Origin of the sequence: Micromonospora sp. WMMD714 (assembly GCF_029581315.1) — a bacterium.
Lineage (GTDB): Bacteria > Actinomycetota > Actinomycetes > Mycobacteriales > Micromonosporaceae > Micromonospora > Micromonospora rifamycinica.
This window is the reverse complement of sequence record NZ_CP120744.1, coordinates 2360600-2386260: the sequence shown is the minus strand read 5'-3', so window position 1 is coordinate 2386260 and position 25661 is coordinate 2360600. Positions and strand designations below refer to the sequence as shown.

At 75.1% G+C, this 25661-nt stretch carries 13 protein-coding genes; 7 read left to right on the top strand and 6 right to left on the bottom strand.

From position 1 onward, the window contains the following. Positions 1-6: 6 nt before the first annotated feature. From O7625_RS10720 to O7625_RS10705, 4 genes are all read left to right on the top strand, one after another. Positions 7-732, top strand: coding sequence for an ATP-binding cassette domain-containing protein (locus O7625_RS10720; RefSeq protein ID WP_282345660.1), 726 nt, complete (start codon positions 7-9; stop codon positions 730-732). Then, positions 729-1499 (top strand): ABC transporter permease, encoded by a 771-nt coding sequence (locus tag O7625_RS10715; protein ID WP_282345658.1) that lies wholly within the window; start codon positions 729-731, stop codon positions 1497-1499. The genes O7625_RS10720 and O7625_RS10715 overlap by 4 nt, the downstream gene beginning before the upstream one ends. A gap of 127 nt (positions 1500-1626) precedes the next feature. Continuing rightward, a complete protein-coding gene (locus O7625_RS10710) occupies positions 1627-2952 on the top strand; it encodes a sensor domain-containing protein (protein ID WP_282345656.1) in 1326 nt (441 codons plus the stop codon). Positions 2953-2966: 14 nt separating this feature from the next. After that, positions 2967-3611, top strand: a complete 645-nt coding sequence (locus tag O7625_RS10705) for a response regulator transcription factor (RefSeq protein WP_067303166.1) — start codon at positions 2967-2969, stop codon at positions 3609-3611. A gap of 75 nt (positions 3612-3686) precedes the next feature. Here the strand turns inward: O7625_RS10705 and O7625_RS10700 are convergent, their stop codons facing one another. The 3 genes from O7625_RS10700 to O7625_RS10690 all read right to left on the bottom strand — a co-directional run bounded on the left by O7625_RS10700 (position 3687) and on the right by O7625_RS10690 (position 7125). After that, positions 3687-5054 (bottom strand): hypothetical protein, encoded by a 1368-nt coding sequence (locus O7625_RS10700; protein ID WP_282345655.1) that lies wholly within the window; start codon positions 5052-5054, stop codon positions 3687-3689. 212 nt (positions 5055-5266) lie between these two features. Continuing rightward, on the bottom strand, positions 5267-5653 hold the full coding sequence (locus O7625_RS10695; RefSeq protein ID WP_067303234.1) for a nuclear transport factor 2 family protein: 387 nt from the start codon (positions 5651-5653) through the stop codon (positions 5267-5269). A 110-nt stretch (positions 5654-5763) separates the two neighbouring features. Next, on the bottom strand, positions 5764-7125 hold the full coding sequence (locus O7625_RS10690; RefSeq protein ID WP_282345653.1) for a glycoside hydrolase family 6 protein: 1362 nt from the start codon (positions 7123-7125) through the stop codon (positions 5764-5766). A gap of 228 nt (positions 7126-7353) precedes the next feature. Here O7625_RS10690 and O7625_RS10685 point away from each other — a divergent pair, with 228 nt between their 5' ends. Both O7625_RS10685 and O7625_RS10680 read left to right on the top strand, forming a co-directional pair. Then, positions 7354-8037 (top strand): TetR/AcrR family transcriptional regulator, encoded by a 684-nt coding sequence (locus O7625_RS10685; RefSeq protein WP_067303174.1) that lies wholly within the window; start codon positions 7354-7356, stop codon positions 8035-8037. Between the two features lie 162 nt (positions 8038-8199). Continuing rightward, positions 8200-9315 (top strand): histidine kinase, encoded by a 1116-nt coding sequence (locus O7625_RS10680; RefSeq protein ID WP_282345651.1) that lies wholly within the window; start codon positions 8200-8202, stop codon positions 9313-9315. Here O7625_RS10680 and O7625_RS10675 read toward each other — a convergent pair. Continuing rightward, entirely contained in the window at positions 9281-9490 is a 210-nt protein-coding gene (locus O7625_RS10675) for a DUF5988 family protein (RefSeq protein WP_282345650.1), read from the bottom strand. The two genes, O7625_RS10680 and O7625_RS10675, sit on opposite strands and share 35 nt — an antisense overlap. A 115-nt stretch (positions 9491-9605) precedes the next feature. Between O7625_RS10675 and O7625_RS10670 the strand changes: the two genes are divergently transcribed. After that, positions 9606-10526, top strand: coding sequence for an alpha/beta hydrolase (locus O7625_RS10670; RefSeq protein ID WP_282345649.1), 921 nt, complete (start codon positions 9606-9608; stop codon positions 10524-10526). Between the two features lie 55 nt (positions 10527-10581). Here O7625_RS10670 and O7625_RS10665 read toward each other — a convergent pair whose 3' ends face one another. Together O7625_RS10665 and O7625_RS10660 are read right to left on the bottom strand one after the other, a co-directional pair. Next, positions 10582-19455, bottom strand: coding sequence for a type I polyketide synthase (locus tag O7625_RS10665; RefSeq protein ID WP_282345648.1), 8874 nt, complete (start codon positions 19453-19455; stop codon positions 10582-10584). Continuing rightward, positions 19452-25619, bottom strand: coding sequence for a type I polyketide synthase (locus O7625_RS10660; RefSeq protein WP_282345647.1), 6168 nt, complete (start codon positions 25617-25619; stop codon positions 19452-19454). Before O7625_RS10660 ends, O7625_RS10665 begins: the two co-directional genes overlap by 4 nt. Positions 25620-25661: the final 42 nt, after the last annotated feature.

Here is a 25661-nt window from a genome sequence, read left to right as displayed (position 1 = left end):
GATCTCGTGATCGAACTGCGGGAATTGACCAAGAGGTACGGCGACCGGGTCGCCGTGAACGGGCTGACCGTCCAGGTCCGGCCGGGGGTGGTGACCGGCTTCCTCGGCCCGAACGGGTCCGGCAAGTCGACGACGATGCGGATGATCCTCGGTCTGGACGCGCCGGACCACGGTGCGGCGCTGATCGGCGGGGTGCCGTACGCCGACCTGGACTGGCCGTTGCGGTCGGTCGGCGCCCTCCTCGACGCCGGGGCGTTCCATCCCGGTCGCAGCGGCTACGCGCACCTGGCCGCGCTCGCGGCGAGCAACGACGTCCCCCGCTCGCGGGTCGACGAGGTGCTGCGCCTCGTGGGTCTCTCCGAGGCGGCGAAGCGGCGCACCGGCACCTACTCGCTCGGCATGCGCCAACGGCTCGGCGTCGCGGTGGCGCTGCTCGGCGACCCAGGGGTCCTCCTGCTCGACGAGCCGGTCAACGGGCTGGACCCGGAGGGGATCCGCTGGATCCGGAGCCTGCTGCGCGCCCTGGCCGCCGAGGGCCGGACGGTGTTCGTGTCCAGCCACCTGATCGCCGAGATGGCGCTGACCGCGGACCGGCTGGTGGTCATCGGCCGGGGCGAGCTGCTGGCGGAGACCACCGTCGCCGAACTCGCGGGCCGCCACGACTCGCTGGAGGACGCGTTCCTCCGACTCACCTCGCAGTCCACCGACTACCGCGGCACGGAGGTGTCATGAACGGCTACGGATTCCGGCAGGTCGTCCGGATGGAACGGATCAAGCTGGGTAGCGTCCGGTCCACGTGGTGGCTGTCGGCCGCCGCGGTGCTGTCGATGGCGGCGACCGGGGTGGGGGTGGGCCTCGGCTACCGGTCCCACACGCCGGTCGCCACCACCGCCCAGATCCTGAACAACAGTCTCAGCGGCGCCATCCTGGCGCAACTGTTCCTGGGCGTGCTCGGCGTCCTGCTGGTGACCGGCGAGTACGGCACCGGGCAGATCCGCTCGACGTTCGCCGCCGTGCCGCGGCGTCGGACCGTCCTGGCGGCGAAGGCCGCCGTGGGCGGTGGCGCGGCTCTCGCCGTCGGCCTGGCCGGGTCGTTCGCCGGCTACCTGGGCGGGCAGCTCGCCATCCGGGGCACCGCCATCCCGACCGCCTCCCTCGGGGAGCCGGGGGTCCTGCGGGCGGTCCTGCTGACCGGTGGCTACCTGGCCGCCACCGCGCTGATCGGGGTCGGCATCGGGGCGGTGGTACGGCACTCGGGGGCCGCGATCGGCACGCTGTTCGCTCTGATGTTCGTCCCCACGATCGTGGTCGGGCTGTTCGGCGAGGACGGCGTCGTCGTCGGACGCTTCATGCCGCTGCTGATGCTGCTCAACTCGGTGGCGGTGCTCTCACCCGGGTCGGGGCTGTTCAGCGGGTGGGTGAGCGTGCTGCTGATGGGCGGCTACGCGGCGGTGGCGATCCTGTGCGGTGGCGTACTGCTCCGTTCGCGGGACGCGTGACCGAACCACCGTGGGACGGACCGCCCGTGGGACCGGCCGACCGGGGGCCGGCCACCACGCGGCCGACGACGACGGGGGTGGTCGTGGGGGTGGTGACGGGGGCGGCGGGGGCGGCGACAATGGGCCGATGACCGTGCTGCGCGCCCCGTTCACCGCAGCGGTCCTCCGTCAGGCCGTGTTCTGTGTGGTCGGGGTGCTCAGCGCGGTCGCGGTCCTGGCCGTACCGGTGCTTGTGCCCGCCCTGGGCGTCCTCGTCCTCTCGGCCACCGGTGCCCTGGACCGCGAGCCCGCGCCCGTCGTCGCGCCGCTGTTCCTGGTGCTGCTCCCGCTCACCGTCGCGCTCCTGGTCGTCCTGGTCGCCCCGACCGGACGCGCGACGGGAGCCGGGTACCGCCGGCTCGCGGCCCGACTGCTCGACGTGCACGTGGCAGCCCCGCCGCCCCGCCCCTCGCGGCGGCCCGGCGCGCTGGTCGCCGACGGGCCGGGCTGGCGGGCCGCCGGATACGCCCTGCTCAAGGTGCCGCTGGCCGTCCCGCAGGGCTACGGCGTGTTCTGCTACGTCTTCGGGCCGGTCAACCTCAGCTACCCGCTGTGGTGGCCGCTGTTCCGCAACCACCCGCCCGGCACCCGGCTCGGGCCGGTGTGGGCGTTCACCCCGTTCGGCGTCCTCGGCGCGCGGACCCTCGCCGGCGCGTTCCTCGTCGCGGCGGCCGGTCTCGCCATGCTCCTGGTGGCGCCGTGGGTGATGCGGGCCGGCACGGTGGCGGACGTGGCGGCGATGCGCCGGCTGCTGGGTCCGCCCCCGCTCGCCGAGCGGGTACGCGAGCTGCGGGCCAGCCGCGCACAGGCGATCGACGACGCGGCCACCATGATGCGCCGGCTGGAACGGGACCTGCACGACGGAGCGCAGATCCGGCTGGCGACGCTGGCCATGCACCTCGGCATGGCCACCGAGAAGCTCGGCGTCGACGGCCCACCGCCCGACCTCGCGCAGGCCCGCGAGCTGGTCGCGCTCGCCCACCGGGGCGCGAAGGACGCCCTCGCGGACCTGCGCGACCTGGTCCGCGGCATCCATCCGCCGGTGCTCGACAACGGCCTCGGCGACGCGCTGGCGACCCTCGCCACCGACAGCGCGGTCCCGGTCACGGTGACGGTCGAGCTGACCGACCGTCCGGCGCCCGCCATCGAGACCATCGCCTACTTCTGCGCCGCCGAGCTGCTCACGAACGCGGCCAAGCACAGCGGCGCGACCCGGGTCCGGCTCGGGGTCCGCGGCTCCGGTCGCCGCCTGACCCTGAGTGTCACGGACGACGGCACCGGCGGGGCGGACCCGGCCGGCGCCGGCCTGACCGGGCTGGCCCGCCGGATCAGCGTCGTGGACGGTCGGCTGCGGGTGCACAGCCCGGTCGGCGGGCCGACCCGGGTCGAGATCGAGCTACCCACACAGGTGTGAACGGAGGAGACGGCATGCGGGTGGTGATCGCGGAGGACTCCGCGATGATGCGCGAGGGTCTGGTCCGGCTGCTCACCGACCGTGGCTTCGACGTGTGCGCGGCGGTGGCCGACGCGGACACGCTGCGGGCCACGGTCGCCGCCGTGGTGCCGGACGTGGCCGTCGTCGACGTCCGGATGCCGCCCACCCACACCGACGAGGGGTTGCGCGCCGCGATCGACATCCGCCGCGACCACCCCGGTGTCGGGGTGCTGGTGTTCTCCCAGTACGTGGAGACCCGCTACGCCACCCGGCTGCTCACCGACCGGCCCAGCGGGGTCGGTTACCTGCTCAAGGACCGGGTCGCCGACATCGCCGACTTCGTGGAGGCGCTGACCCGGGTGGCGGCCGGCGGCACCGCGCTGGATCCGGAGGTGGTCGGCCACCTGATGCGGGCCGGGCGGGACACGCTCGGGCTGGCGTCGCTGACCCCCCGCGAGCGCGAGGTGCTCTCGTCGATGGCCGAGGGCCGGTCCAACGCCGGTATCGCGGCGGCACTCGCCATCACCCCCGGGGTGGTGGAGAAGCACGTGGCGAACATCTTCGCGAAGCTCGGGCTGCCCGCCTCCGACGGCGACAACCGTCGGGTGCTGGCCGTCCTGCGTCATCTCGGCGGCTGACCGTACGCGGCCGGACCCGCATGCGCCGCCGGCCGGCAGCCCACAGGGCTGCCGGCCGGCGGCGCGGCGCTGGCGTCAGGGGACGAACACGACGTCGCGCAGTCGGGGTGACGGACCGTCCAGCACGTGACCGGCCCGGCCGCGCAGCCACCTGTCGAAGAAGGCGGTGACCAGGGTCTCCTGGCTGCGGACGGCCCGGGCCGGCGCGATGGTGCCCAGGGCATCGGTGACGAAGCTGTCGGGGAGGTCGAGCTGCCGGGCGATCTGCGGGATCAGCGGCACGGCGTCCTTGTAGGCGTTCTCACCCTTCGCGCCGTCGAGCCGCAGGTCGACGCGCCAACCGGTGCTGTTGTCCCACAGCATCCGCCAGGACGGCGTCTGGTGGTGGTCGGTGTCGACGTCGCCCATGAGCATGAACGGCCGGTCCAGGCCGGTGCGCGTGACCGGCCACAGGGCGAGGGCGTCCGGCATGATCGGCGACTCGATGCTGCCGCCCATGTCGATCGCGGCCCTGATGCGGGGGTCGTCGCTCATCGCCTGCAGGGCGGTCATTCCGCCGGCGGAGACGCCGAACATGCCCGTCCGACTCAGGTCCAGGGCACCAGCCATGCCCCGGGGCAGCGGTCGGCCTGCCGCGTCCGGGTTCACCCCCCGGTCGAGGGCCGCCAGCTGGTCGAGCACGAAGCGGGTGTCCGCGAGCCGGGTGTCGAACACCCGCGCCCCGAGTCGCTGGAAGTCCTCGGGCTGCTGCGCCTGCTCGAACAGCTGCGGCAACACGGTGCTGACGACGCGGCCGTCGGGGAACTCCACCTCGGACACCTCGTAGGTGTGGTCGATGGTCACCACCACGTATCCGCGGCTGGCCAGGTCCTGCACCAGGGTGGTGCCCCAGGTCCGCGGGTCGCCGGCCCCGGCGGAGTACAACACCACCGGGTACGGCCGCCCGCTTCGCGCCAGCGGTGCGCCCCGGTGGCCGCTGGTCCGGGTGGCGGCGAAGTCCACCGCGCCCGCCGGGATGCCGTACAGGCCGGCCCCGACACCGGCGGCGCCACCGAAGTGGGCCGCCGCGCCGGGCAGCATGTGGGGTGCCGGTGGGAAGCGGTCCACCCCGGTGGCCGGGTACCAGACGCTGACCATCAGCTCGCGGGGGGCCGGGGTGGCCGTCCACGGGTCGGTGCGGGAGCGGTCGACCAGGTGCAGGTCGACGGTACCCACCGGGTGGGGCCCCGTCGGCGTCGGCAGCCGCAGCCGGGCCGGGCCGTCGGCTCGCTGCTCAGCCCGCGGTGCGACGGTGCCGGAGGCGGAGGCGGAGGCGGAGGCGGAGGCGGAGGCGGAGGCGGAGGCGGAGGCGGAGGCGGAGGCGGAGGACGGTGCCGGGTGGGCGACCGTCACGCAGCCGACGATCACCGTGGCGAGCACTGCGGTCCGGAATCCCCATGCCATGAGCGGCTCCTCAGGAAACCAGGGCTGCCCCAGCGGCCGCCCTTCGTCGAGTTCCACGCTAGGAGCGCGACGGGGCCGGAAGAAGGCGGCTTCCACCCACCTCGTGGGGGTGGTTAACCCCCGGTCCACCGGCAACGGACGGGCAGCCGTCCCGGGCCGCCGTCGGCGGCCCGGTGCAGACGGCGCGGTCGACCGTCGGCGGCAGGGGACGGTTACTCGGTGAAGTAGTCGCGGAGCACGGCGATCCGCCCGGCGCGGAGGCGGAAGATCTGCACGAGCGACATCGTCGTGCGCCGCCCGTCGGCTCCGTCGAACGCGACGTCGACCTCGGCGATGAACACGTCGGGATCCGGGGTGTCGTGCAGGACGTAGCCGGATCCTTCCGGGTGCACCGTGCCACGGTGGGCCGGCTGCCGGTGGTACCTGCGGAGTCCGGACCGGATCGCCTCGCGGCCGACCAGGCGGCCGTGCAGCGGGTGACCCTCCGGTGCCAGCGGTGCGTCGTACACACCGTCCTCGGTGAACATCGCGGCGATCGCGTCCGGATCCCGGGTGACCGCGCCGGCGTACACGTACCGCTCGAAGATTTCCTGATGCATGAGGTCCACTCTCCAGTCTAGCTCGCGGACCGGTGGCGGGGACGGGTGCCGGGCGACGGTGGCCCGGCGCGGAGAGGGTCCTCCGCGCCGGGCCGTCGGTGCCGGAGGGGTCAGCTGGCCGCGCAGGTGGCCGTGCTGCCCGGGCCGGTCCCGGTGCCCTGGAAGCCGAAGTTGGTCGACTGCCGGGCTCCGACCTGGCCGTTGTAGCTCACGTTGGTGAACCGGACGGTTCCGCTGGTGCCGCTGTTCTGGGCGCTCCAGGCGCTGGTGACGGCGGCACCGCCGGGCAGGTTGACGGTCACGGTCCAGCCGTTGATGCCGCTGTCGCCCGCGGTGACCTTCACGTCCGCGGTGAACCCGCCGGACCACTGGTTGACCGTCACCGACGCGGAACAGCCGTTGCCGCCCGCCGGCGGCGGCGTGGTGGGGGGAGCCGTGGTCGGCGGCGCGGTCGTCGGCGGCGCCGTGGTCGGCGGGGTGGTGGTCGGCGGGTTCGGTGCGCCGTTGGCCAGGCTGAAGGCCAGGTCCGGCTGGAACGAGCCGGCCGTGTAGCGGCAGCCGTCCGCCTCGCCCGGCGGCTTCACCCAGAGGTACGCGTCGATGTTGTTGTCGCCGGTGTTGGTCGTCGGGTACTGCCCGATGCGTCGGTCGGTGTTGTCGTCGCCGCACCAGTCCCCGCTGGCGCCGCCGTTGCGGCTGGTGTCGATGACCTGACGCTTGCCCGAGATGCCCATGCCGTTGAGGGCGGAGATGACCGACCGGCCGAAGTTCGCCTCACTGGAGGTGGGGTTGTAGTTCGACACGTTGGTGAAGAAGCCGTCGGCGTACTGCACCCCGGCCGCCCGGAGCCGGTTGGCGGTCTCGTTGGCGCTGTTCCAGGTGGAGTGGCCGGCGTCCAGGTACACCTTGGCGTTGGGGTTGGCCGACTTCATGGTCCGGGTGGCGGTCGAGATCGCCTGGTTACGGGCGTTGATCTCGTTGCTGTTCAGGCAGGTCAGCAGGGCGAGGGAGTCGGTCTCCAGGATGATGATGACCGTCCGGTTGCCCAGTCCCCGGGAGAAGTTGGACACCCAGGTCTGGTACTGGTTGAGGTCCGGCGCCCCGCCGGCGCTGGCTCCGCCGCAGTCCCGGTTGGTGATCTGGTACACCGCCATCACCGGGATCTGCTGCGCCGCGTTGGCGGCCCCGACGAACGAGGCGGCCTCGGACTGCGCGGTCGACGGGTTGAAGTTGGCGAACCAGCGGGCCTGCGGCTGACTCGCGATCTTGTCGCGGATGACCGCGGCACGCGAGTCGCCGGGGTTGGCGGCGACCCAGCGGACGACGGCCGAACTCGGGTCGCGGTAGAGCGGTCCGGACAGGGTGCCGGCGGACGCGCCGCCGGCCGTCATACAGACGGCGGCAACGGTGGCACCGGCCACGGCTGCCACGCTGACGGCCGCTGATCTGCGGCGGCGGAAGAGGATAGCCACGACGTGTTTCCTCCTGATCACATTGATGTATCTAAGTTCATGGGAGCGTTCCCATGGACGTTAGCGGAGGCGGACCCCGCTGCCAAGACGTGCACGCTTGTCAATCGGTCGGCAATGTGGCCGGCAGGGGCGGACCGACGCCGGACCGGGCCGGGCCACCCCACCCGGGGCAACCGACCGCATTGCGAGCAGGCGCCCGAAACCAGAGCAGTGCTACAGTTAACAACTATGAAGGCATCGGGGTTCCGCGCCCGGGTCCGGGCCGAGATCGTCACCGAGCTCAAGGCGGTGGCCTGGCGTCACCTGGCCGCCGACGGCGCCAACCTGTCGTTGCGCGCCGTCGCCCGCGACATGGGCATGGCCTCGTCCGCGGTCTACCGCTACTTCCCCAGCCGGGAGGACCTGCTCACCGCGTTGATCATCGACGCGTACGACGCCCTCGGGGAGAGCGCCGAGAAGGCCGCCGAGAGCGCCGAGCCGGGGCTCGCCCGCTGGCTCGCCGTCGGGCACGCCGTCCGCGACCGCGCCCTGGCGGTCCCGCACGAGTGGGCGTTGATCTACGGCAGCCCGGTGCCCGGCTACCGCGCACCGGAGGACACCATCGGTCCGGGTGCCCGGGTCGTCCTGCTGATCGGGCGGATCCTCCAGGAGGCGCTGCGGGCCGGCCGCCTGGAGCTCGGCGAGCCACTCACCGGGGAGTTCGCCACGGAACTGGCCTCGGTGGCAGCCCGGTTCGGCGACGACATGCCGCCACGGCTCCTCGCCGACAGCGCGACGATGTTCTTCATGCTCTGCGGCGCGGTCAACGCCGAACTGTTCGGCCAGCTGGCCAACTCGGTCGACCGGGACCGGCGCGGCTTCTTCAGCTTCCAGCTCGGCCAGGCGGCCACCCTGGCCGGTCTCACGGCCTGACCCGGTCCGGCACCGGCCGGCCCCCGGGCTGCCGGGCCGTCCGCGCGCGGACACCCGCCGGTCCATCGGTGGTAAAACTCGATACAGAGATCCATCGTGGACTTTGTGATTGAATGAACTGTGCGCGTCTTCCATCGCGATTGGACGATTCGACGACGAGGTATGCAGGTTCGGTTCTTCAGTCTGTCCTGCCTCCTCTTCCTCGCGTATCCGGTCGGCGCGATCACCCGCACGTCGATCTGGCTCCTACCCGTACTGTTGGCCTTCGCCGCCGGCTACTGCCGGGTGATAATTCGCAACACCCCGCAGATGCACGGCAACCGCGCGCCGCTGACCGTCCTGCTCACCCTGGTCCTGGGCGCGCTGATGGTCCCCACGCTGCACTACGACTGGTTCTCCGGTCTGGGCGTCTTCGCCGCGATCATGCTGCTGATCAACTTCCCGCTGCGCTGGTGGCCGGTGGTCCTGACCGCCCTCATCGGCTCCTGCACCCTCGTCGCCCAGTTCATCCTGCACGCCGAACGCAGCTCGATCGTCGTGCTCCTGGTCCTGCTGGTGATCGTCGGAGCCACCCAGGTGGCCGTCTACAAGCAGATCGAGACGTCCATGCAGTTGCAGGAGGCGCGCACCGAGCTGACCCACCTGGCGGTCGCCGAGGAACGGCTGCGCATCGCCCGCGACCTGCACGACATCCTCGGGCAACGGCTCTCCGCGGTCACCCTGAAAGCCGAGATCGCCGCCCAGATGGTCGTCCGGGATCCGCACCGGGCGGTCAACGAGATCCTCGAGGTGAGCGCCACCGCCCGAGACGCCCTGGCGGAGGTGCGCGCGGCCGTCTCCGGCTACCGCACGGTGTGGCTGCGGGCCGAGGCGGAGAGTTCCGAGGCCCTGCTGACCGCCTGCGGCGTGACGGTGACGGTGGCCGGTCCGCTGTCCCTGCCGCGGCCGACCAACGAGACGGCCGGGTGGGTGGTGCGGGAGGCGACGACGAACGTGATCCGGCACGCCTCGGCGCAACGGTGCTGGATCACGGTCGTCGACGAGGGCGACACGTTCGTCGTGCAGGTCGCCGACGACGGGGCGGGCGGCGCGCTCGACCAGCCCTTCTCGTACGGCACCGGGCTCACCGGGCTCGCCGAGCGCATCGACATCGTGGGGGGCGAGCTGGAGGTCGGCCCCCGCGACGGCCGCTTCGTGGTGACCGCCCGGATCCCGGCCAACCCGCAGTTCGCGGACTCGACCGCTACTCGGCGATCCGCGTTCGGCCGACCCAGGTGAACACCGTCCGGCCGTCCGCCCCCGGGGCCGTCCGGTGGAAGTGCTCGTACCCGTTGAGCCACGGGAGCTTGACCCTGTCCGCGTCGCCGGTGACGTGACAGGTCCGCATCATGACCGGAATGTCGGTCGGACCGCCATCGAGCACGGCGACGACGGTGGGCTGCTGATCGTCCATCGTGACCCCTTCGATGAGCAACTGTCTGTGCTGCTCACGCTATGCACGGGGCCTGGAGTGCGGCTTGACCCGGTGACTCGATTCCGGCTCAAGCGCGCCGGAGGACCCTTCAGGCATGACGACCGAATCAGGGCAGGCCCGCCTGACCGGCACGGCGGTGTCGCCGCACGCCGGTCGCCCGGGTGGCATCCATATCGCGTACGAGAGTCTCGGCCGCCCCGACGGTGAGCCGCTGCTGCTCGTCATGGGTCTCGGCATGCAGATGATCATGTGGCACGACGACCTGTGTGCCGCCTTCGCCGGCCGGGGCTTCACGGTCGCCCGGTTCGACCACCGCGACGTGGGCGCCTCGACCCACCTGCACGAGGCCGGCCGCCCCACCATCCTGCGGATGATGCTGCGGCCGGGCAAGGCGGCGTACCGGCTGCCGGACATGGCCGGCGACGCGGTCGCCGTGCTCGACGCGCTGGGCTGGCCGCGCGCGCACGTCGTCGGCATCTCCCTCGGCGGGATGATCGCGCAGCAGATCGCGATCGACCACCCCGGGCGGGTGCTCAGCCTGACCTCGATCTCGGCCACCGCGTCGCCCCGGATCGGCCGGCTCAGCATGCGTACCGCGATGCGCCTGCAGAAGCTGCAGGACCGGCCGGTCGAGAACGGGGAGCAGGCCGGGCAGCTGATGGTCGACCTGTTCGACCTGATCGGCTCCCCCGGGTACGACATGGACGAACGCTGGCTGCGGGAACGCGGCCGGATCGCCTTCGACCGGGCCTACGACCAGGCCGGCCGGCTGCGGCACGAGGCCGCGCTGATGGCCTCCCGGGACCGCCGCGCCCAGCTCGCCGAACTCCGCGTCCCGGCACTGGTGGTGCACGGCGAGGCGGACCGGATCTGGAACGTCGCCGGTGGTCGGGCCACCGCCGAGGCCATCCCGGGCGCCCGGCTGATGACCTTCCCCGGGTACGGGCACGGCGTCCTCCCCCGGGCGCTCTGGGCCGACGTGGTCGACGGCGTGGCCGCCCTCGCCGGCCGCTGAACCCCCGGCACGGAGAAGCCCGGTCACCCTCGCGGTGACCGGGCTTCCCCGTGCCTCACCAGCCGGCCGCGAGGTCCTCGCGGGCCGCGGCGACCAGGTCGTCGAGGGACAACTCGGACAGCACGGCGTCGTCCGGGCCGACCGGGCCGACCGCCGGACGCGCCGGAGACGGCGGCACCGGCGTCCGGGCACCGAACAGTTCCGTGGTCAGGTAGGCGCTCAGGGCCACCACCGTCGGGTGGTCGAGCGCCACCGTCGCCGGCAGTTCCCGGCCCAGGCCGTACGCCAACCGGGTCCGCAGGTCGATCGCCATGATCGAGTCGAGGCCCAGGTCGGCGAAGCCGGAGTGCTCGTCCACCGGCACCGGACTGCCCAGCGTCTCCGCCACCATCGTCGCCACCGCGTCGCGCAGCACCCCCGGCGCGTCCGCCTCCGCCAGGTCGGCCACCCGCTCCCCGAGCCACCCCGACGGCGGCGTCGCGGCGTCGCGGGGGGCGGCCGACGCCGGTGCCGCCGAGGCCGCCACCAGGGCCGCCCGGGGATGGCCGGCGACCAGCGCGGCGTAGCGGGGAAGGTCGACCGCGACCGCGACCAACTGGTGCAGGTCGCTGTCCAGCGCGGCCGCCAGGACCGGCGCGGCGTCCTCGTCGCCCAACGGGCGGACGTGGTAACGCTCGGAAGCCCGCCGTACCACGTCGGTGCCGGCCAGGCCCTGCTCGCCGTCCGGCACCCACGGCCCCCAGGCGATGCTCACCGCCCGGACGCCCTCGGCCCGCAGCGCCTCGGCCAGACCGGTCAGGTAGCCGTTGGCGGCGGCGTAGCCGGTCTGCCCGGCCGAGCCGAGCACCGAGGAGACCGAGGAGTACAGCACCAAGGCGCCCAGCTCCCGACCCCGCAGCGCCGCGGCGAGGGCCGCCGCGCCGTCCACCTTGCCGGCGAAGACCCCGTCGTACGCCGACGGTGCCGCCGTGCCGAACGCGCCGTCGGCGGTCGCCCCCGCCAGGTGCAGGACGGCGTCGAGTGGACCGAGCCGGTCGGCGGCGGCCACCGCCTCGGCGCACACCCGGGGATCGGCGACGTCACCCCGTACCACCTCGATCCGGACCCCCTGCCCGGTGAGCGAGTCCAGGACCCGGCGCGCACCCGCACCCGGCGCGGACCGGCTCACCAGGGTGAGCGCCCTGGTCCCCCGCTCGACCAGCAGCCGGGCGGTGCTCAGGCCGAGCGCCCCCAGACCACCGGTGATCAGCGCCCCGGACGGCCAGCCACGACCGGCGGACCGCGGTCGCGCCGGCACCAGCCGGGCGCCGGTGACCGCTCCGGCGGACACCCGCAACCGGGGCTCGGCGCACCCGTCGTCGACCGCGCCGGTCAGCGTCGCCGCCAACCGGTCCACCGCCGTCCGGTCGGTCTCGACGCGCAGCAGCCGACGGTCCGGCTCCTCAGCCTCCAGTGCGGCGAGCAGACCCCACAGCGTCTCCCGCAGCGGCGCCCCGCCCGGGCCGGTCGGGGCGAGCACCGCGTACGGCACCGCCGGGCGGCCGGCACGCAGTGCCGTAGCCAACTCCCGGACCGCCGCCAGCGGCTCCACCCCGTCGGACTCGACCCACCGGGCGTCCACCACCAGGTCGGCCGGGCCGTCCGGGGTCACGGTGTGCCCGACGCGGCGCAGGGCGGCGGCCAGCTCGTCGACGAAGACACCCGTGCCGGTCAGCCCGACCACGTGCCGCCGCCCGACCGGACGCTCCGCGACCTCCACCGGGGTCCAGTCCACCGCGTACAGGTGGGACCGCTCCTCACGCAGGCTCTGCCGCAGCAGCTCACGCGGCGCGTGCCGGACCCGGAAGTCGTCCACCACCATCAGGCTCTCGCCACCGGCGGTGAACAGGTGCAGGTCGGCGGCGTCCACCCGGCTGCGCCCGCCGGCCAGCGGCTCGGCCGAACGCACCCGGACGTGCCCCCACAGCTCGCCGGTCGGCCGGGGTCCGGCCGGGAAGGTGATCCGGGCCGCCGAGAACGGGATGGCCAGCGACGCGGCCTCGGCGACCCGGTCGTCGACCAGGAACCCGGCGATGCTCTGGAAGCACGAGTCGATGAGACCCGGATACAGCTCGTAGCACGCCGGATCGTCGGGCAACGCCGGCGGCGCGTAGCGGACCAGGGCCTCCCCGCCCCGGATCCACACGTCGGCGATCCACCGGAAGGACGGGCCGAGGGTGTAGCCGAGGGCGGCGAAGTAGGCGTAGAACGCCGCCCCGGAGAGGTGCCGGTCGGCACCGCCGACGAACTCCCCCCGGTCCGTCTCCGTCGGGGCCGCCCGGCCCGCCCCGTCGGCCGTCAACCGACCGGAGAGGTGCTCCTGCCACTGCCGCCGCTCGTCGTCGAGCAGGCTGTGCACGGCGAGGTGACCGGTCGCGGTGTCGGCGACCAGCTGCACCCGGTACTCCTCACCCTCGGCGACCACCAACGCCCTCGGGCAGACCATGTCGGTCAGCGTCAGCGCCGCGCCGTCCCCGGCGAGCGCGGACAGCGCGGTCGCCAGATGCGACGCGGCCGGGGTGACCACCGTGTCGTACAGCCGGTGGTCGGTGAGGTAGGCCGGGAACGCGGTGGTACGCGGGAACTCGAAGACCCGGGCGCTGCGCAGCGCGGGCGACTGGACCTCGGTGCCCCAGTGCGCTCCGGTGCCGGCCGGCGCGGGCGACGGCCGGGCCGGGGCCGACTTCACCCAGAACCGGGTGTCGGCGAACGGGTAGACCGGTGCCGCCCCGGTCGCCCGGCCCTGCACCGCGGCCCACTCGATCGGCTGCCCCAGCTCGTACAGCCGGGCCACCGCGTCGAGCAGGACGGCCCGGTCGGACGCCCCGCGCCGCATCGACGGCAGCGCGCCTCCGGCCGGCAGCAGACCGCCGGCGGTCACCAGGCCGGTGAGCGTACGCCCCGGTCCGATCTCGACGAACACGTCGGCCCCGAGGTCACGCAGCGCCTCCACCCCGGCGCCGAAGCGCACCGGCTGCCGGACGTGCCGGGCCCAGTAGCCGGCGTCGTAGCCCTCGGCGGGCCGACCGGTCACGTTGCTCACGATCGGCAGCACCGGCGGCCGGTGCGTCACCCCGGCGACCGCCGACCGCAACTCGTCGAGCACCGGCTCCATCAGCCAGGAGTGGAAGGCGTGCGAGACGACCAGGCGCTGCGTCCCGATCCGGTCGGCCCGGCAGGCGGCGGCGAAGGTGTCCACGGCGTCGGCCGGGCCGGCCACCACGACGGCGCGCGGCCCGTTGACCGCGGCGACGTCCAGCGGCTGGCCGGCGATCCGGTCGGCGACCTCGGCCTCGGTGGCCGTCACCGCCACCATCGCGCCCGGGGCGGACCCCTGCATCAGCCGGGAGCGACGACTGACCAGGAACAGGCCGTCGGCAAGGTCGAGCACCCCGGCGTGGACCGCGGCGGAGATCTCGCCGACGCTGTGGCCGAGCACGGCGGTCGCGGTGACCCCCCAGGAGGCCCACAGGGCGGCCAGTGACACCTGAAGGGCGACCAGCGCGGGCTGGGTCACCACGGTCTGGTGGATCCGCTCCCGGTCGGCTCCGGTCCAGAGCAGTTCGGTGAGCGGGGCACCGAGCTGCGGGGTGAGCACCGCGTCGCACGCGTCGAAGCGCTCCCGGAACACCGGCTCGGTCTCGTACAGCTCGCGGGCCATCCCGAAGTACTGGCTGCCCTGGCCGGAGAAGAGGAACGCCACCCGCGGCGGCCGGCCGGTGCCGACCTGCGGCGGCGGACCCGACAACCCGGCGAGCAGGTCCGCGCCGGTGCAGCCGACGACCGCACGGCGGGCGCGCAGGTGGGACCGTCCGGCCCCGGCGAGCGCGGTCAGCGCGGCCACCCGCTCCTCGGCCGGGTCACCGGCGAGCGCGTCGCGCCAGACGGCGGTCACCCGCTCCAGGCCCGCCGGGTCCGACCCGGACAGCGGCAGGACGAACGGCGGGCGGCCGGCCGGCGGTGGCTCCTCGGCCGGTGCCGCGCCGACGATCACGTGCGCGTTCGTGCCGGAGAAGCCGAACGCCGAGATCCCGGCCAGCCGCCGGCCGCGTCCCGCCGGCCACGGCAGGGCGTGGTCCACCACCCGGACGTTCATCCCGGCCCAGTCGATCTGCGGGTTCGGCTCGGTGTAGTGCAGGTCGGCCGGAATCCGGTCGTGCCGCAGGGCGAGCACCGTCTTGGCCAGCGACACCAGGCCGGACGCCGACTCGCAGTGCCCGACGTTGCTCTTCACCGATCCGAGGTACAGCGGATCGTCCGGTCGCCGGCCGGAGCCCAGCACCCGCCAGGCGGCGGAGACCTCGACCGGATCGCCCAGCGCCGTCCCGGTGCCGTGCGCCTCCAGGTAGGAGACCTCGGCCCCGTCGACCCCGGCGTCGGCCAGCGCCGACCGGATCACCGCCTGCTGCGCCCGCCCGTTCGGGGCGGTCAGCCCGGTCGACGCGCCGTCGGAGTTGACCGCGCTGCCGTGCAGCACCGCGAGGATCCGGTCACCTGCCCGCCGGGCCGCGTCCAGCGGCTTGAGCACCACCATCGCCACCGCCTCGGAGCGGACGAAGCCGTCCGCCTGGGCGCTGAACGTGCGGCAGCGACCGGTCGGCGAGAGCATGTGCGCCCGGCTGACCGCCACCGAGGCGGCCGGCGCGGCGATGACGTTCACCCCGCCCACCAGCGCGGTCTGCGACTCCCCCGACCGCAGGGACCGGATCGCGAGGTGCAGCGCGACCAGCGACGACGAGCACGCGGTGTCGATCGCCATCGCCGGGCCCTCGAAGCCGTACAGGTAGCTGAGCCGGCCGGCCGCCGCGTTGAGCGCGGTGCCGGTGCCGAAGTAGGCGTCCAGCCCGTCCAGGCCGCCCCGCTCCAGCAGGCGCGCGTAGTCGCTGTTGGAGATGCCGACGAACACGCCGGTACGGCTGCCCCGCAGGCTGCGCGGGTCGACGCCGGCGTCCTCGAACGCGTGCCAGGCGGTCTCCAGCAGCAGCCGCTGCTGCGGGTCCAGGCTCTCCGCCTCGCGACCCGGGATGTCGAAGAAGGCGGCGTCGAACCGGTCCACGTCCCGGAGGAAACCGCCCTGGTCGGTGGTGATGGTGCCGGCCCGCACCTGGTCGGCGTCGTGCAGGGCGGCGCCGTCCCACCGGTCCGCCGGCACCGGGCCGACGCCGTCACGGCCGTCGGTCAGCAGGTCCCACAGCTCGTCGACCGAGTCGGCGCCGGGGAAGCGCCCGGCCATGCCGACGATCGCGATCGGCCCGGCGGTCGGCTGCCCGGGCCGGTCCGCCGGCACCGGCCGCGCCGGCGCGGGCCGCAGCGGCTCCGCGCCGGCCACCTCCGGCGACGACCCGGCAGGCTCCGTCCGGGCCGACATCGGCGACGGCTCGGCGGGACGGGATTCGGCCACCGGCGACGAGCCGGCCGGATCCGACCCGGCAGCCACCGGCGACGAGCCGGCGGGATCCGTCTCCGCCGCCACCGGCGACGGTTGCGGCTCGGCGGTCGTCGGGCCGGTCACCCGGTCCAGGACGAACGCACCCAGGTCGGCCACCGTCGGGTGGTCGAAGATGTCCGCCGTCGCCAACCGGACCCCGAACCGGGCACCGAGCGCGTCGAGCAGGTCGATCGCCATCATCGAGTCCAGCCCGAGGTCGAAGAAGCCCTGGTCGTCGCGGATCCCGGCGGTCGACGGATGGCCCAGCACCCGGGCCACCGCGTCCCGGACCGCGTCCCGGGCGGCAGCCGGCCGGGCCAGCTCGGGCAGGTCCCGCAGGGCGACCGGGGCGGTCGGTCCGGCAGCCGGTCGGGTGACCGGGGCCAGCTCGCGGAGCAGGGCGCGCGGTCGGCGACCGCCCAGCACCGCGTCCAGCCGGCCCCAGTCGGCCGGGCAGCACACGACGGTCGACTCCGGCCCGGTGGCCGGGGCGACCAACGCCGCGGCCCCGTCCTCGGGCCGTACCGCGCCCACGCCGCCCCGCGCCAGGTCGGCGAGGGCGTCGGCGTCGACCATCCCGTCGCCGGCCCACGGCCCGTACGCGACGGTGCCGGCCGGCAGACCCAGCCCGGCGCGGTGCCGGACCACCAGCTCGGCCGCGCCGTTGGCGGCGGCGTAGGCGGCGTAACCGTCGGTGCCCCAGAGCGCCGACACCGACGAGACGACGGTGAAGAAGTCCAGCGGCCGGTCGGCCAGGAGCAGGTGCAGCCACCAGGCACCGGCGAGCTTGGCGCGCAGCGCCCCGGTGAACGCCGCACCGTCCACCTCGGGCAGCGGGGTGCGGGCGATCGTGCCGGCGGCGTGCAGCACGCCGGCCACCGGGCGGTCCTCGGCGGCCAGCACCCCGGCCAGCGCCGCCGGGTCGGCACAGTCGGCCGCCGCGTAGCGTGCGTCGACACCGGCCGACCGGAGCCGGGCGAGCAGGTCGGTCGCGGCGGTCGGCAGGGCGTCCTCGGGCCGCCGGCCGAGCAGCGTCAGGTGCCGGGCGCCCCGGCGGACCAGGTCGTCGACGAGCACCCGGCCGACCCCGCCGAGCCCCCCGGTGACCAGGTAGGTCGCGTCGGCCCGCAGCGGCTGCGGGTAAGCGGCGGCGGGCACCGAGGCGCGCAGCCGGCCGGTGAACACCTGCCCGTCGCGGACCGCGAGCAGGTCCTCGGGGCCGCCGTCGGGCAGCGCCCGCAGCAGGGCGTCGACGTCGGTCCCGTCCGGGTGCGCCGGCAGGTCGACGATCCCGGCGTACCCGGCGGACTCCAGACCCAGCACCGGGGCCAGGCCGTGCAGCGCGCCGTGCCCGGTGGCCGACACCTCGTCGTCGCCGCCCACCCGGCGGGCACCCCGGGTCAGCAGCACGACCCGATGGTGCGCCGGCAGCTCGCGCAGGGTGGCGGTGACCGTCGCGCACAGGGCCGCCGTCGCCTCGATCGACCGGGCGTCGTCGGTGGTCGCCGGCAGGGCCGGTGCCACGTACGCCAGCAGCACGCAGGTCGGCTCGGCGGGGCTCGCCGCACCGGGCGGGAGCACCTCGCGGCCCGCCGCGCGGGCGCGGGACCTGATCAGCGCGGTCAGTTCCGGGTCGTCACCCAGCACCATGACCGGACGGCCCTCGACCCGCCCCGGCTCCGGCAGCGGCAGCCAGGCCAGCTCGTGCAGCGGGGTGCCCGACGCGGACGGAACCTCCGTCACCGGGGCGTACCGCTGCCGCTGCCACGGGTAGCCCGGCAGGTCGACCACCCGGCGGGCCGGCGCGGGGGCCGGCGGCTCGGCGTCCACGGCGAGGTCCCGCACCAGGGGCGACGACTCACCCGCGGCCAGCGCGGTCAGCGCCTCCAGCGCGGCGGCCGGTCCGTCGGCGGCCACCCAGGCGCGTACCCGGTGCCGGGGCCGGCCGGGACCGGCGGTGTACGCGAACGCCGGGTAGTCCGCCGCGTCGAGGGTCGCCAACCGCTCCCGGTAGCGGGCGGCGAGCGTCCGCAGGGCCTCCGGCGTGTGCCCGCCGATCTCGAAGCCGGCCACCTGCTCCGGGGCCGGACGGGCCGGCGGGGTCACCCCGGCGGACTCGGCGGTGCCGAGGATGACGTGCGCGTTCGTGCCGCTCATCCCGAACGAGCTGACCCCGGCGTGCCGGTTCGCCGTCGCCTCGTCCCAGGCCAGCACCTCGGTGGGCAGGGTGATCGCGGTGCCGGTCAGGTCGATGCGCGGGTTGAGCGTGCCGAAGTGCACGAGCGGCGGCACCTGCCCGTGCCGCAGCGAGAGGATCGCCTTGACGATGCCGACCACGCCCGCCGCGGCCTCCAGGTGGCCGACGTTCGTCTTGGCGGCCCCGATCAGCAGCGGCGCGTCCGTGCCACGTGGGCGTCCGAGCACCGTGGCGAGGGCCTCGACCTCGATCGGGTCGCCCAGTGCCGTGCCGGTGCCGTGCGTCTCCACCAGCCCGACCTCGGCGGCGGTGAGGTCGGCGTCGGCCAGCGCCGAGCGCAGCAACGCGGTCTGCGCCAGCACGTTCGGCGCGGTGAACCCGGAGGACCGGCCGTCCTGGTTGAGCGCGGAGCCCTTGACCACGGCGAGCACGGTGTCGCCGTCCCGGACCGCGGCGTCGAGCCGCTTGAGCACCAGGACGACCGAGCCCTCACCCCGGGTGAAGCCGTTGGCGCGGGCGTCGAACGCCTTGCACCGCCCGTCCGGGGCGAGCGCGCCCATCTCCGGACCGAGCAGCCGGGTCGAACGCGGCGACAGGATCAGGTTGACGCCACCGGCCAGGGCCAGGTCGCACTCGCCGGCCCGCAGCGCCGCCACCGCCTGGTGCAGGGCGACCAGCGACGACGAGCAGGCGGTGTCCACCGCCACCGCCGGACCGGTGAGGCCCAGCGCGTACGCGACCCGGCCGACGGCGAAGCAGTGGCCGTTGCCGGTGGCCCAGTAGGCGTCCGCGGTCGACGGCTCCCACTCCCGGTAGTCCTGGTGGGTGATGCCGACGTAGCAGCCGACCCGCTGGTCGCCCAGGCGGTCCGGCGGGGTGGCCGCGTGGTCCAGCGCCTCCGCCGCCACCTCCAGCAGCAGCCGGTGCTGCGGATCCAGGGCGACCGCCTCGCGCGGGCTGATCCCGAAGTACCCGGCGTCGAAGCTGAGCACCTCGTCGAGGAACCCGCCCTGGCGGGGCAGCGTCGCCCACTGGTCGGCGAACGGCGCGGTACGGGCCGCCGGGATCGGCCGGATCAGGTCACGGCCCGCGGTGAGCGCCTGCCAGTACCCGTCCATGGTGTGGATCCCGCCGGGCAGCCGCAGCCCGACGCCGATGACCGCGACCGGTTGGCGGCCGCCCTGCTCGTCGAGTTGCCGGCGGAGCTTGCGGATGGTGTCCAGGGCACGGCTCAGCGGCGTCGGGTCGCCCGGTGTCGTCGTCACTGCACTCGTTCCGTTTCCGTAGCGGTGTCGAGGAGTTGCTCGCACAGCACGGTGGCCAGGGCGCCGGCCGTGCCGTAGGTCCAGAGCAGCGTGGGCGAGAGCTTCAGCCCGAACGCCGACTCCAGCCGGTTGCGCAGTTCCAGGCTCATCAGCGAGTCGAGCCCGAGCGCCTTGAACGGGGTCTGCTGGTCGACGGCGCCGGGATCGATGCGCAGCACCCGTCCGGTCAGCTCCCGCACCTTCTCCTCCACCAGCGGCACCCGGGCGTCCGCCGCCGCGCCGTGCAGCCGCTCCAGGAACACCGTGCCGTCCCCGCCGCCGGTGCCCCCGTCCGCCCGCAACTCCTGCCAGCTGGGCAGGGCCGCGGTGTCCGGGTAGGCGTCGAACCACTGCCGTACGTTCAGCGGGACGTAGCCGACGACCCGTTCGCCGTCGTCGAGGAACCGGGCCAGCGCCGGCCACGCCCGGGTGACCGGGAAACTGCCCATGCCGCGCTCGGACAGCCGGTCGCCCCGGTTGCCGTCCTGCGCCGCGAGGCCGACGTCGGCGAACGGTCCCCACTGGACCGACAGCGCCGGTCGACCCCGCCGGCGGCGGGCCTCGGCGAGGCTGTCCAGGTAGGCGTTGCCGGCCGCGTAGCCGGCCTGGCCGGCGTTGCCGACCAGGGCGGCGGCCGAGGAGAAGAGCACGAACAGGTCCAGCGGGTCGTCGGTGGTCAACGCGTCCAGGTGCCGCGCGCCGTCCACCTTCGGGGCCACCGCGCGCTCGATCTGCTCGGGCCGCAGGGTGGCGATCGTCGCGTCGTCGAGGACACCGGCGGCGTGCACCACCCCCCGCAGCGGCGGCTGCCCGGCCCGGACCCGGTCCAGGACCGCGGCCACCGCCGCCCGGTCGGTGACGTCCACCGGGTACGCCCGGACGTCGCAGCCGGCCGCCCGGAGCGCCGCGATCCGCTCCCCGGCGTCCGGGTCGGGAGCACGCCGTCCGAGCAGGGCGAGCGCGCCACCGCCGTGCTCCGCGACGTACTCGGCCAGCGACAGGCCGAGCGCGCCCAGGCCGCCGGTGATCAGGTAGGTGCCGTCGGCCCGGAACCGGCCACCGGGCATCGGCTCCGGCACCACGGCGGTGACCGTGGTCGGATCCACCAGCACCAGCTTGCCGATGTGCCGACCGGTGGCCATGGTGCGCAGCGCGTCGGCGGCGTCGGCGAAGTCGTACCGGGCCACCGGCAGGCGCGGCAGCTTGCCGGCGACCACCAGGTCCCACACCTCGGTGAACAGCGGGGCGAACCGTTCCGGGCGGCGGTCCATCAGGCCGGCCAGGTCGATCGCCGCCACGGTGACCGACTTGCGGAACGCGGCCAGGCTGATCCGGCGGCCGGCGTACACGTCCCTCTTGCCGACCTCCAGGAACCGGCCGTCCTCGGCGAGCACGTCCAGCCCGGCGTCGATCGCCGCGCCGGTGAGCGAGTTGAGCACCACGTCGACACCCCGGCCACCGGTGGCCGCCAGTACCTCGTCGGCCCAGGACAGGTCCCGGGAGTCGAAGACCTGCCGGACGCCGAGGCCGCGCAGGTACTCCCGCTTCTCCTCGGTGCCCGCGGTCGCCAGCACCTCCGCGCCGAGGTGCCGGGCGACGCCGATCGCCGCCAGGCCCAGCCCACCGGCGGCGGAGTGCACCAGGACCGTCTCGCCGGCCCGCACCCGGCCCAGGTCGGCCAGCGCGTACCAGGCGGTCAGCGTCACCAGCGGCAGCGCCGCGGCCTCGGCGTCGTCGAGGTCGGGCGGCAGGGCGCGGACCCGGTCGGCGGCGACCGTCAGGTGCGAGGAGATGGCACCGAACGCGCAGGCGACCACCCGGTCGCCGACGGCGAACCCGGTGACGTCGGCGCCCACGGCGGTGACCCGTCCGGCGCACTCGCCGCCGAGCAGCTCCCCGCCGACCGGGTCCGGATAGGTGCCCATCGCCTTCATCACGTCGATGAAGTTGAGCGCGGCGGCGGTCACCTCGATCTGCACCTCCCCGGCGGCCGGGACGCCCCGGGACCGCGGTCGGAACTCCAGGCCGTCCCAGCGGCCCGGTCGCGCCGGCACCAGGCGGAAGGGCTGCACCGGGGTACGCCACACGGGCGGCTCCTCGTCGGGCTCCGCCCGGCCGACCACGATCCGGCCCACCCAGCGGTCCACGCCGCGCAGCACCACCTGGTCGTCGCCGTCGGTGGTGGCCAGCTCGGCGACCACGGCGAGCGCCGCCACGACCGGGTCGTCGGCGGCGGTGACGTCGACCAGCGTCGGGGCGAGCTCCGGGTGTTCGCGGCGCAGCACCCGGGTGAAGCCCCAGAACATGGCGGCCCCCGGGTCCGGCAGGTCGGCACCGGTGACCGCCTGTGCCCCGGTGGTCACCACCGCGATCCGCGACGGCATGGGCAGCGCCGCGGCGGCCCGGGTCAGCTCGGTGAGCCCGACCAGGGCGGCACGCTGCTGCGGCCCGCCGGTCGGGACGACGAACACCACACCCGCCGGCTCCGCCGCGGCCAGCCCGGCCGGGTCGGTCAGCTCCTCCCCGGGCAGGGCGGCGGCCAGCGGGCCGGTCCCCGCGACGAGCCACCGGCCGGGCAGTGTCGCCGGCTCGGGGCTGGGCGCGGGCCGGAACGCCAGCCGGTGCAGCAGCGCCGTGTCCGGGTCGTCCCCGGCGGTCAGCGTCAACTCCTGGAGGGACAGGCCGATCATGCTGAGCACCGGCTCGCGCTCGGCGTCGAACACGTGCACGTCGTACCGGCCGTCGTCGCGTCGCTCGGCGTACGACCAGCCGGCCGTCGGCACGGTGGCCCGGTGCCGTTCGACCCGCTGCACCCCGGTCGGCACCACCGTGCCGGTGCCCTCGTCGAGGGCCAGGCTGACCTGGAGGGCCGCGTCCCACAGCGCGGGGTGCAGGGCGGCCGACGCGCCGGCCCGGCACTTCGCCGGCAGCTCCAGTTCGCCGAGGGCGCGGGCGCCGTCGACCGTCACCCGACGGACGCCCCGCATCGCCGGGCCGTAGCGCAGCCCGCGCCGTTCGCACGCCGCGTAGAAGTCGTCCGCCTCGACCGGTGGCGGCCCGACCAGGCCGGCCGGGAAGGGCACCGGCGCGGTGGCGGCGGACTGCTGGACGCGGGCCGTGGCGTGGGTGGTCCAGCCGGAGCCGTCGGACGCCAGCGAGCAGAGCGTGAACGAGCCGCCCTCGGTGACGTCGTCGCGCCACAGCGCGCCAACCTGCGCCGTCGCGTCGCCGGTCAGGGTGAGGTCGGCGCTGAACCGGACGTCGCGCAGCACGGTCGGCTCCTGACCGGTGCGGGACCGGCCGGTGGCCAGGGCGACGGCGAGCATCGCCGCGCCGGGCACCACCACCGCGTCGTGCACCCGGTGGTCGGCGAGCCACGGGTGGCTGCCGGTGCCGATCTCCAGGTCACCCTGCCACAGGTCGGGCTCGGTGGCCGACGGGACGACAGCGACGTCGAGCCCGAGCCGACCGCCGCGCCGCCGGCCGCCCTCCGTCCAGTTCCGGATGCGCTGCCAGGCGACACCGGGCAGCCGGACGGTCCGGCCCGGTGGCAGGTAGGCGTGCGGGGCCAGCCCGGCCACGTACCCGGTGGCGAACGCGGCGGCCAGGTCGTCCACCGTGCCGGCGTCGCGGCGCAGGGTGCCCAGCACCCGGGGCGGCACCGGGCGCGACGCGGCGATCTGCTCGATCGCGGTCAGCAGCACCGGGTGCGGGCTGATCTCGACCAGGTGGGTGACGCCCCCGTAGACCAGCTCCTCGACGGTGGTCAGGAAGCGCACCGGTCGACGCAGGTTCTCGGCCCAGTACGCCGCGTCCAGCTCGGGACCGGACAGGGTGGTCCCCCGGACCGTCGAGACCAGCTCGACCGTCCCGTCGACCGGGGTGATCGCGGCGAGCGCGGCGGTCAGGTCGGGGGTGAGCGCGTCCATCTGCGGGCTGTGCGAGGCGTAGTCGACGTCGACCAGCCGGCAGTGCACGCCGTCCGCCTCCAGGATCTCGCGCAGCGCGAGCACGGCGTCGCCGTCGCCGGAGAGCACGCAGGAGGCCGGCCCGTTCTCGACCGCCAGCGATACCAGGTCCTCGAACCCGGCCAGGGCGGCCCGGGCCGCCTCCGGGTCGAGCGCGACGGAGAGCATCCGCCCCCGGCCGGACGCCCGCACGGCGAGCGCGCTGCGGGTGGCGACGACCAGCGCGGCGTCCTCGTAGGACAGGATCCCGGCGACGGTCGCGGCGGAGACCTCACCCTGGCTGTGCCCGATCACCACGTCCGGGGTGACACCGGCGTGCCGCCACAGCTCGGCGAGCCCCACCGACATCGCCCACAGCGCTGGTTGCACCATGTCCACCCGGGACGTCCAGCCGGTCCCGGCGGTCCCGGACAGCACGCCGGCCAAGTCCCAGTCGACGTGCGGGGCGATGGCCCGCGCGCAGCGGTCCACCACGGACCGGAACACCGGGCTGGCGGCGTACAGATCGCGGCCCATCGCCGCCCACTGCGAGCCCTGTCCGGGAAAGACGAAGGCGACCCGGCCGACCGGCTCGGCGCGGCCGGTGACCAGCCCGTCGACGTCGGCGTCGCGGTCGGTGGACCAGGTGTCGAGCCGGTCCAGCGTCGCGGCGGTGTCGGTGGCGAGCGCGGCCACCCGCAGCGGGAAGTGGTCCGCCCGGTGGGCGAGCGCACCGGCCACCTGCGCCGGGTCGGTGCCGTGGGCGAGCAGGTCGCGCACCTGCCGGACCCGCTCGGCCAGGGCGGCGGACGAGTGCGCGGAGATCGGCAGCACGGCCGGGACGCCGAGCGCCGGTGACGCCGGTTCCGCGCCGGCCGGCTCGCGCGGCGGGTCGGCCACCACGACGTGCGCGTTGGTGCCGCCCCAGCCGAACGAGTTCACGCCGAGGAAGACCGGCTCGTCGGGGAGCGCCACCGGGCCGGTCGCCACCCGCAGGCGCAGCCCGGCGAAGTCGATGCCCGGGTTCAGCTCGCCGTGCTGCCGGGTCGCCGGCACGGTGCGGTGCCGGATCGCGAGCAGCACCTTGAGCAGCCCGGCCAGGCCGGCGGTCGCCTCGGTGTGCCCGATGTTCGTCTTGACCGAACCGATCGGCAGCGGGCCGACGGCGGTGTCCCGCGCCTGACCGGCGACCCGGCCGAGCGCCGCGGCCTCGACCGGGTCGCCCCGGCCGGTGCCGGTGCCGTGCGCCTCCACGTAGGCGAGCCGGTCCAGCGGGATGCCGCCCTCGACGTACGCCCGGCGCAGCAGGTCCTCCTGGCCCGCCGGGTTCGGGGTGACCAGGCTGTCCCCGCCGCCGTCGTTGTTCACCACGGTCCGCACGACGACGCCCTGGATGCGGTCGCCGTCGGCGAGCGCCCGGTCCAGCCGCTTGAGGTACAGCCCGGCGATGCCCTCGGCCCGGACGAACCCGTCGGCGTCCGCGGCGAACGCCTTGCACCGGCCCTGCGGGGACAGCCCGCCGAAGTGGGTGAGCCCGATCGAGACGTCCGGCGCGAGGATCAGGTTGACCCCGCCGACCAGCGCCGCGTCGATCTCCCCGGTGCGCAGCGCCTGGCCGGCCAGGTGCAGCGCCACCAGCGACGACGAGCAACCGGTCTCCACCACCAGCGACGGGCCGGTGAGCCCCAGGAAGTACGAGACCCGGGCGGCGATCACGTCCAGGGCGTTGCCGACCGTGCTGTGCTGGGTGGCGGTGGCGCCCCGCTCCTTGCGGAGGATCTCGTAGTCGTGCCAGGACGCGCCGACGTACACCCCGGTACGGGTGCCGCGCAGGGCGGCGGCCGGCTGGCCGGCGTCCTCCAGCGCCCGCCAGGCCACCTCCAGCATCAGCCGTTGCTGCGGATCGATGTCCGCGGCCTCCCGGGGGGAGATGCCGAAGAACCCGGGGTCGAACTGGTCGACGTCGTCGAGGAAGCCGCCGACGTCCTGCACCGCCCGCTCCGGGTCGAGCTGGGCGGTGGCGTCCCAACGCTCCGGCGGCACCGGCCGGATGGCGTCGCCGCCGTCGGCCAGCAGCTGCCAGAACGCGTCCAGGTCGGGGGCGTTCGGGAACCGCCCGGCCATGCCCACCACGGCCAGCAGCTGGGTCGGGTCGCCGGCAGGGTCGTTGTCATGCATCACGGGACCGCCTCGGTGTCGACGAACGGGAAGGGGGCTTGT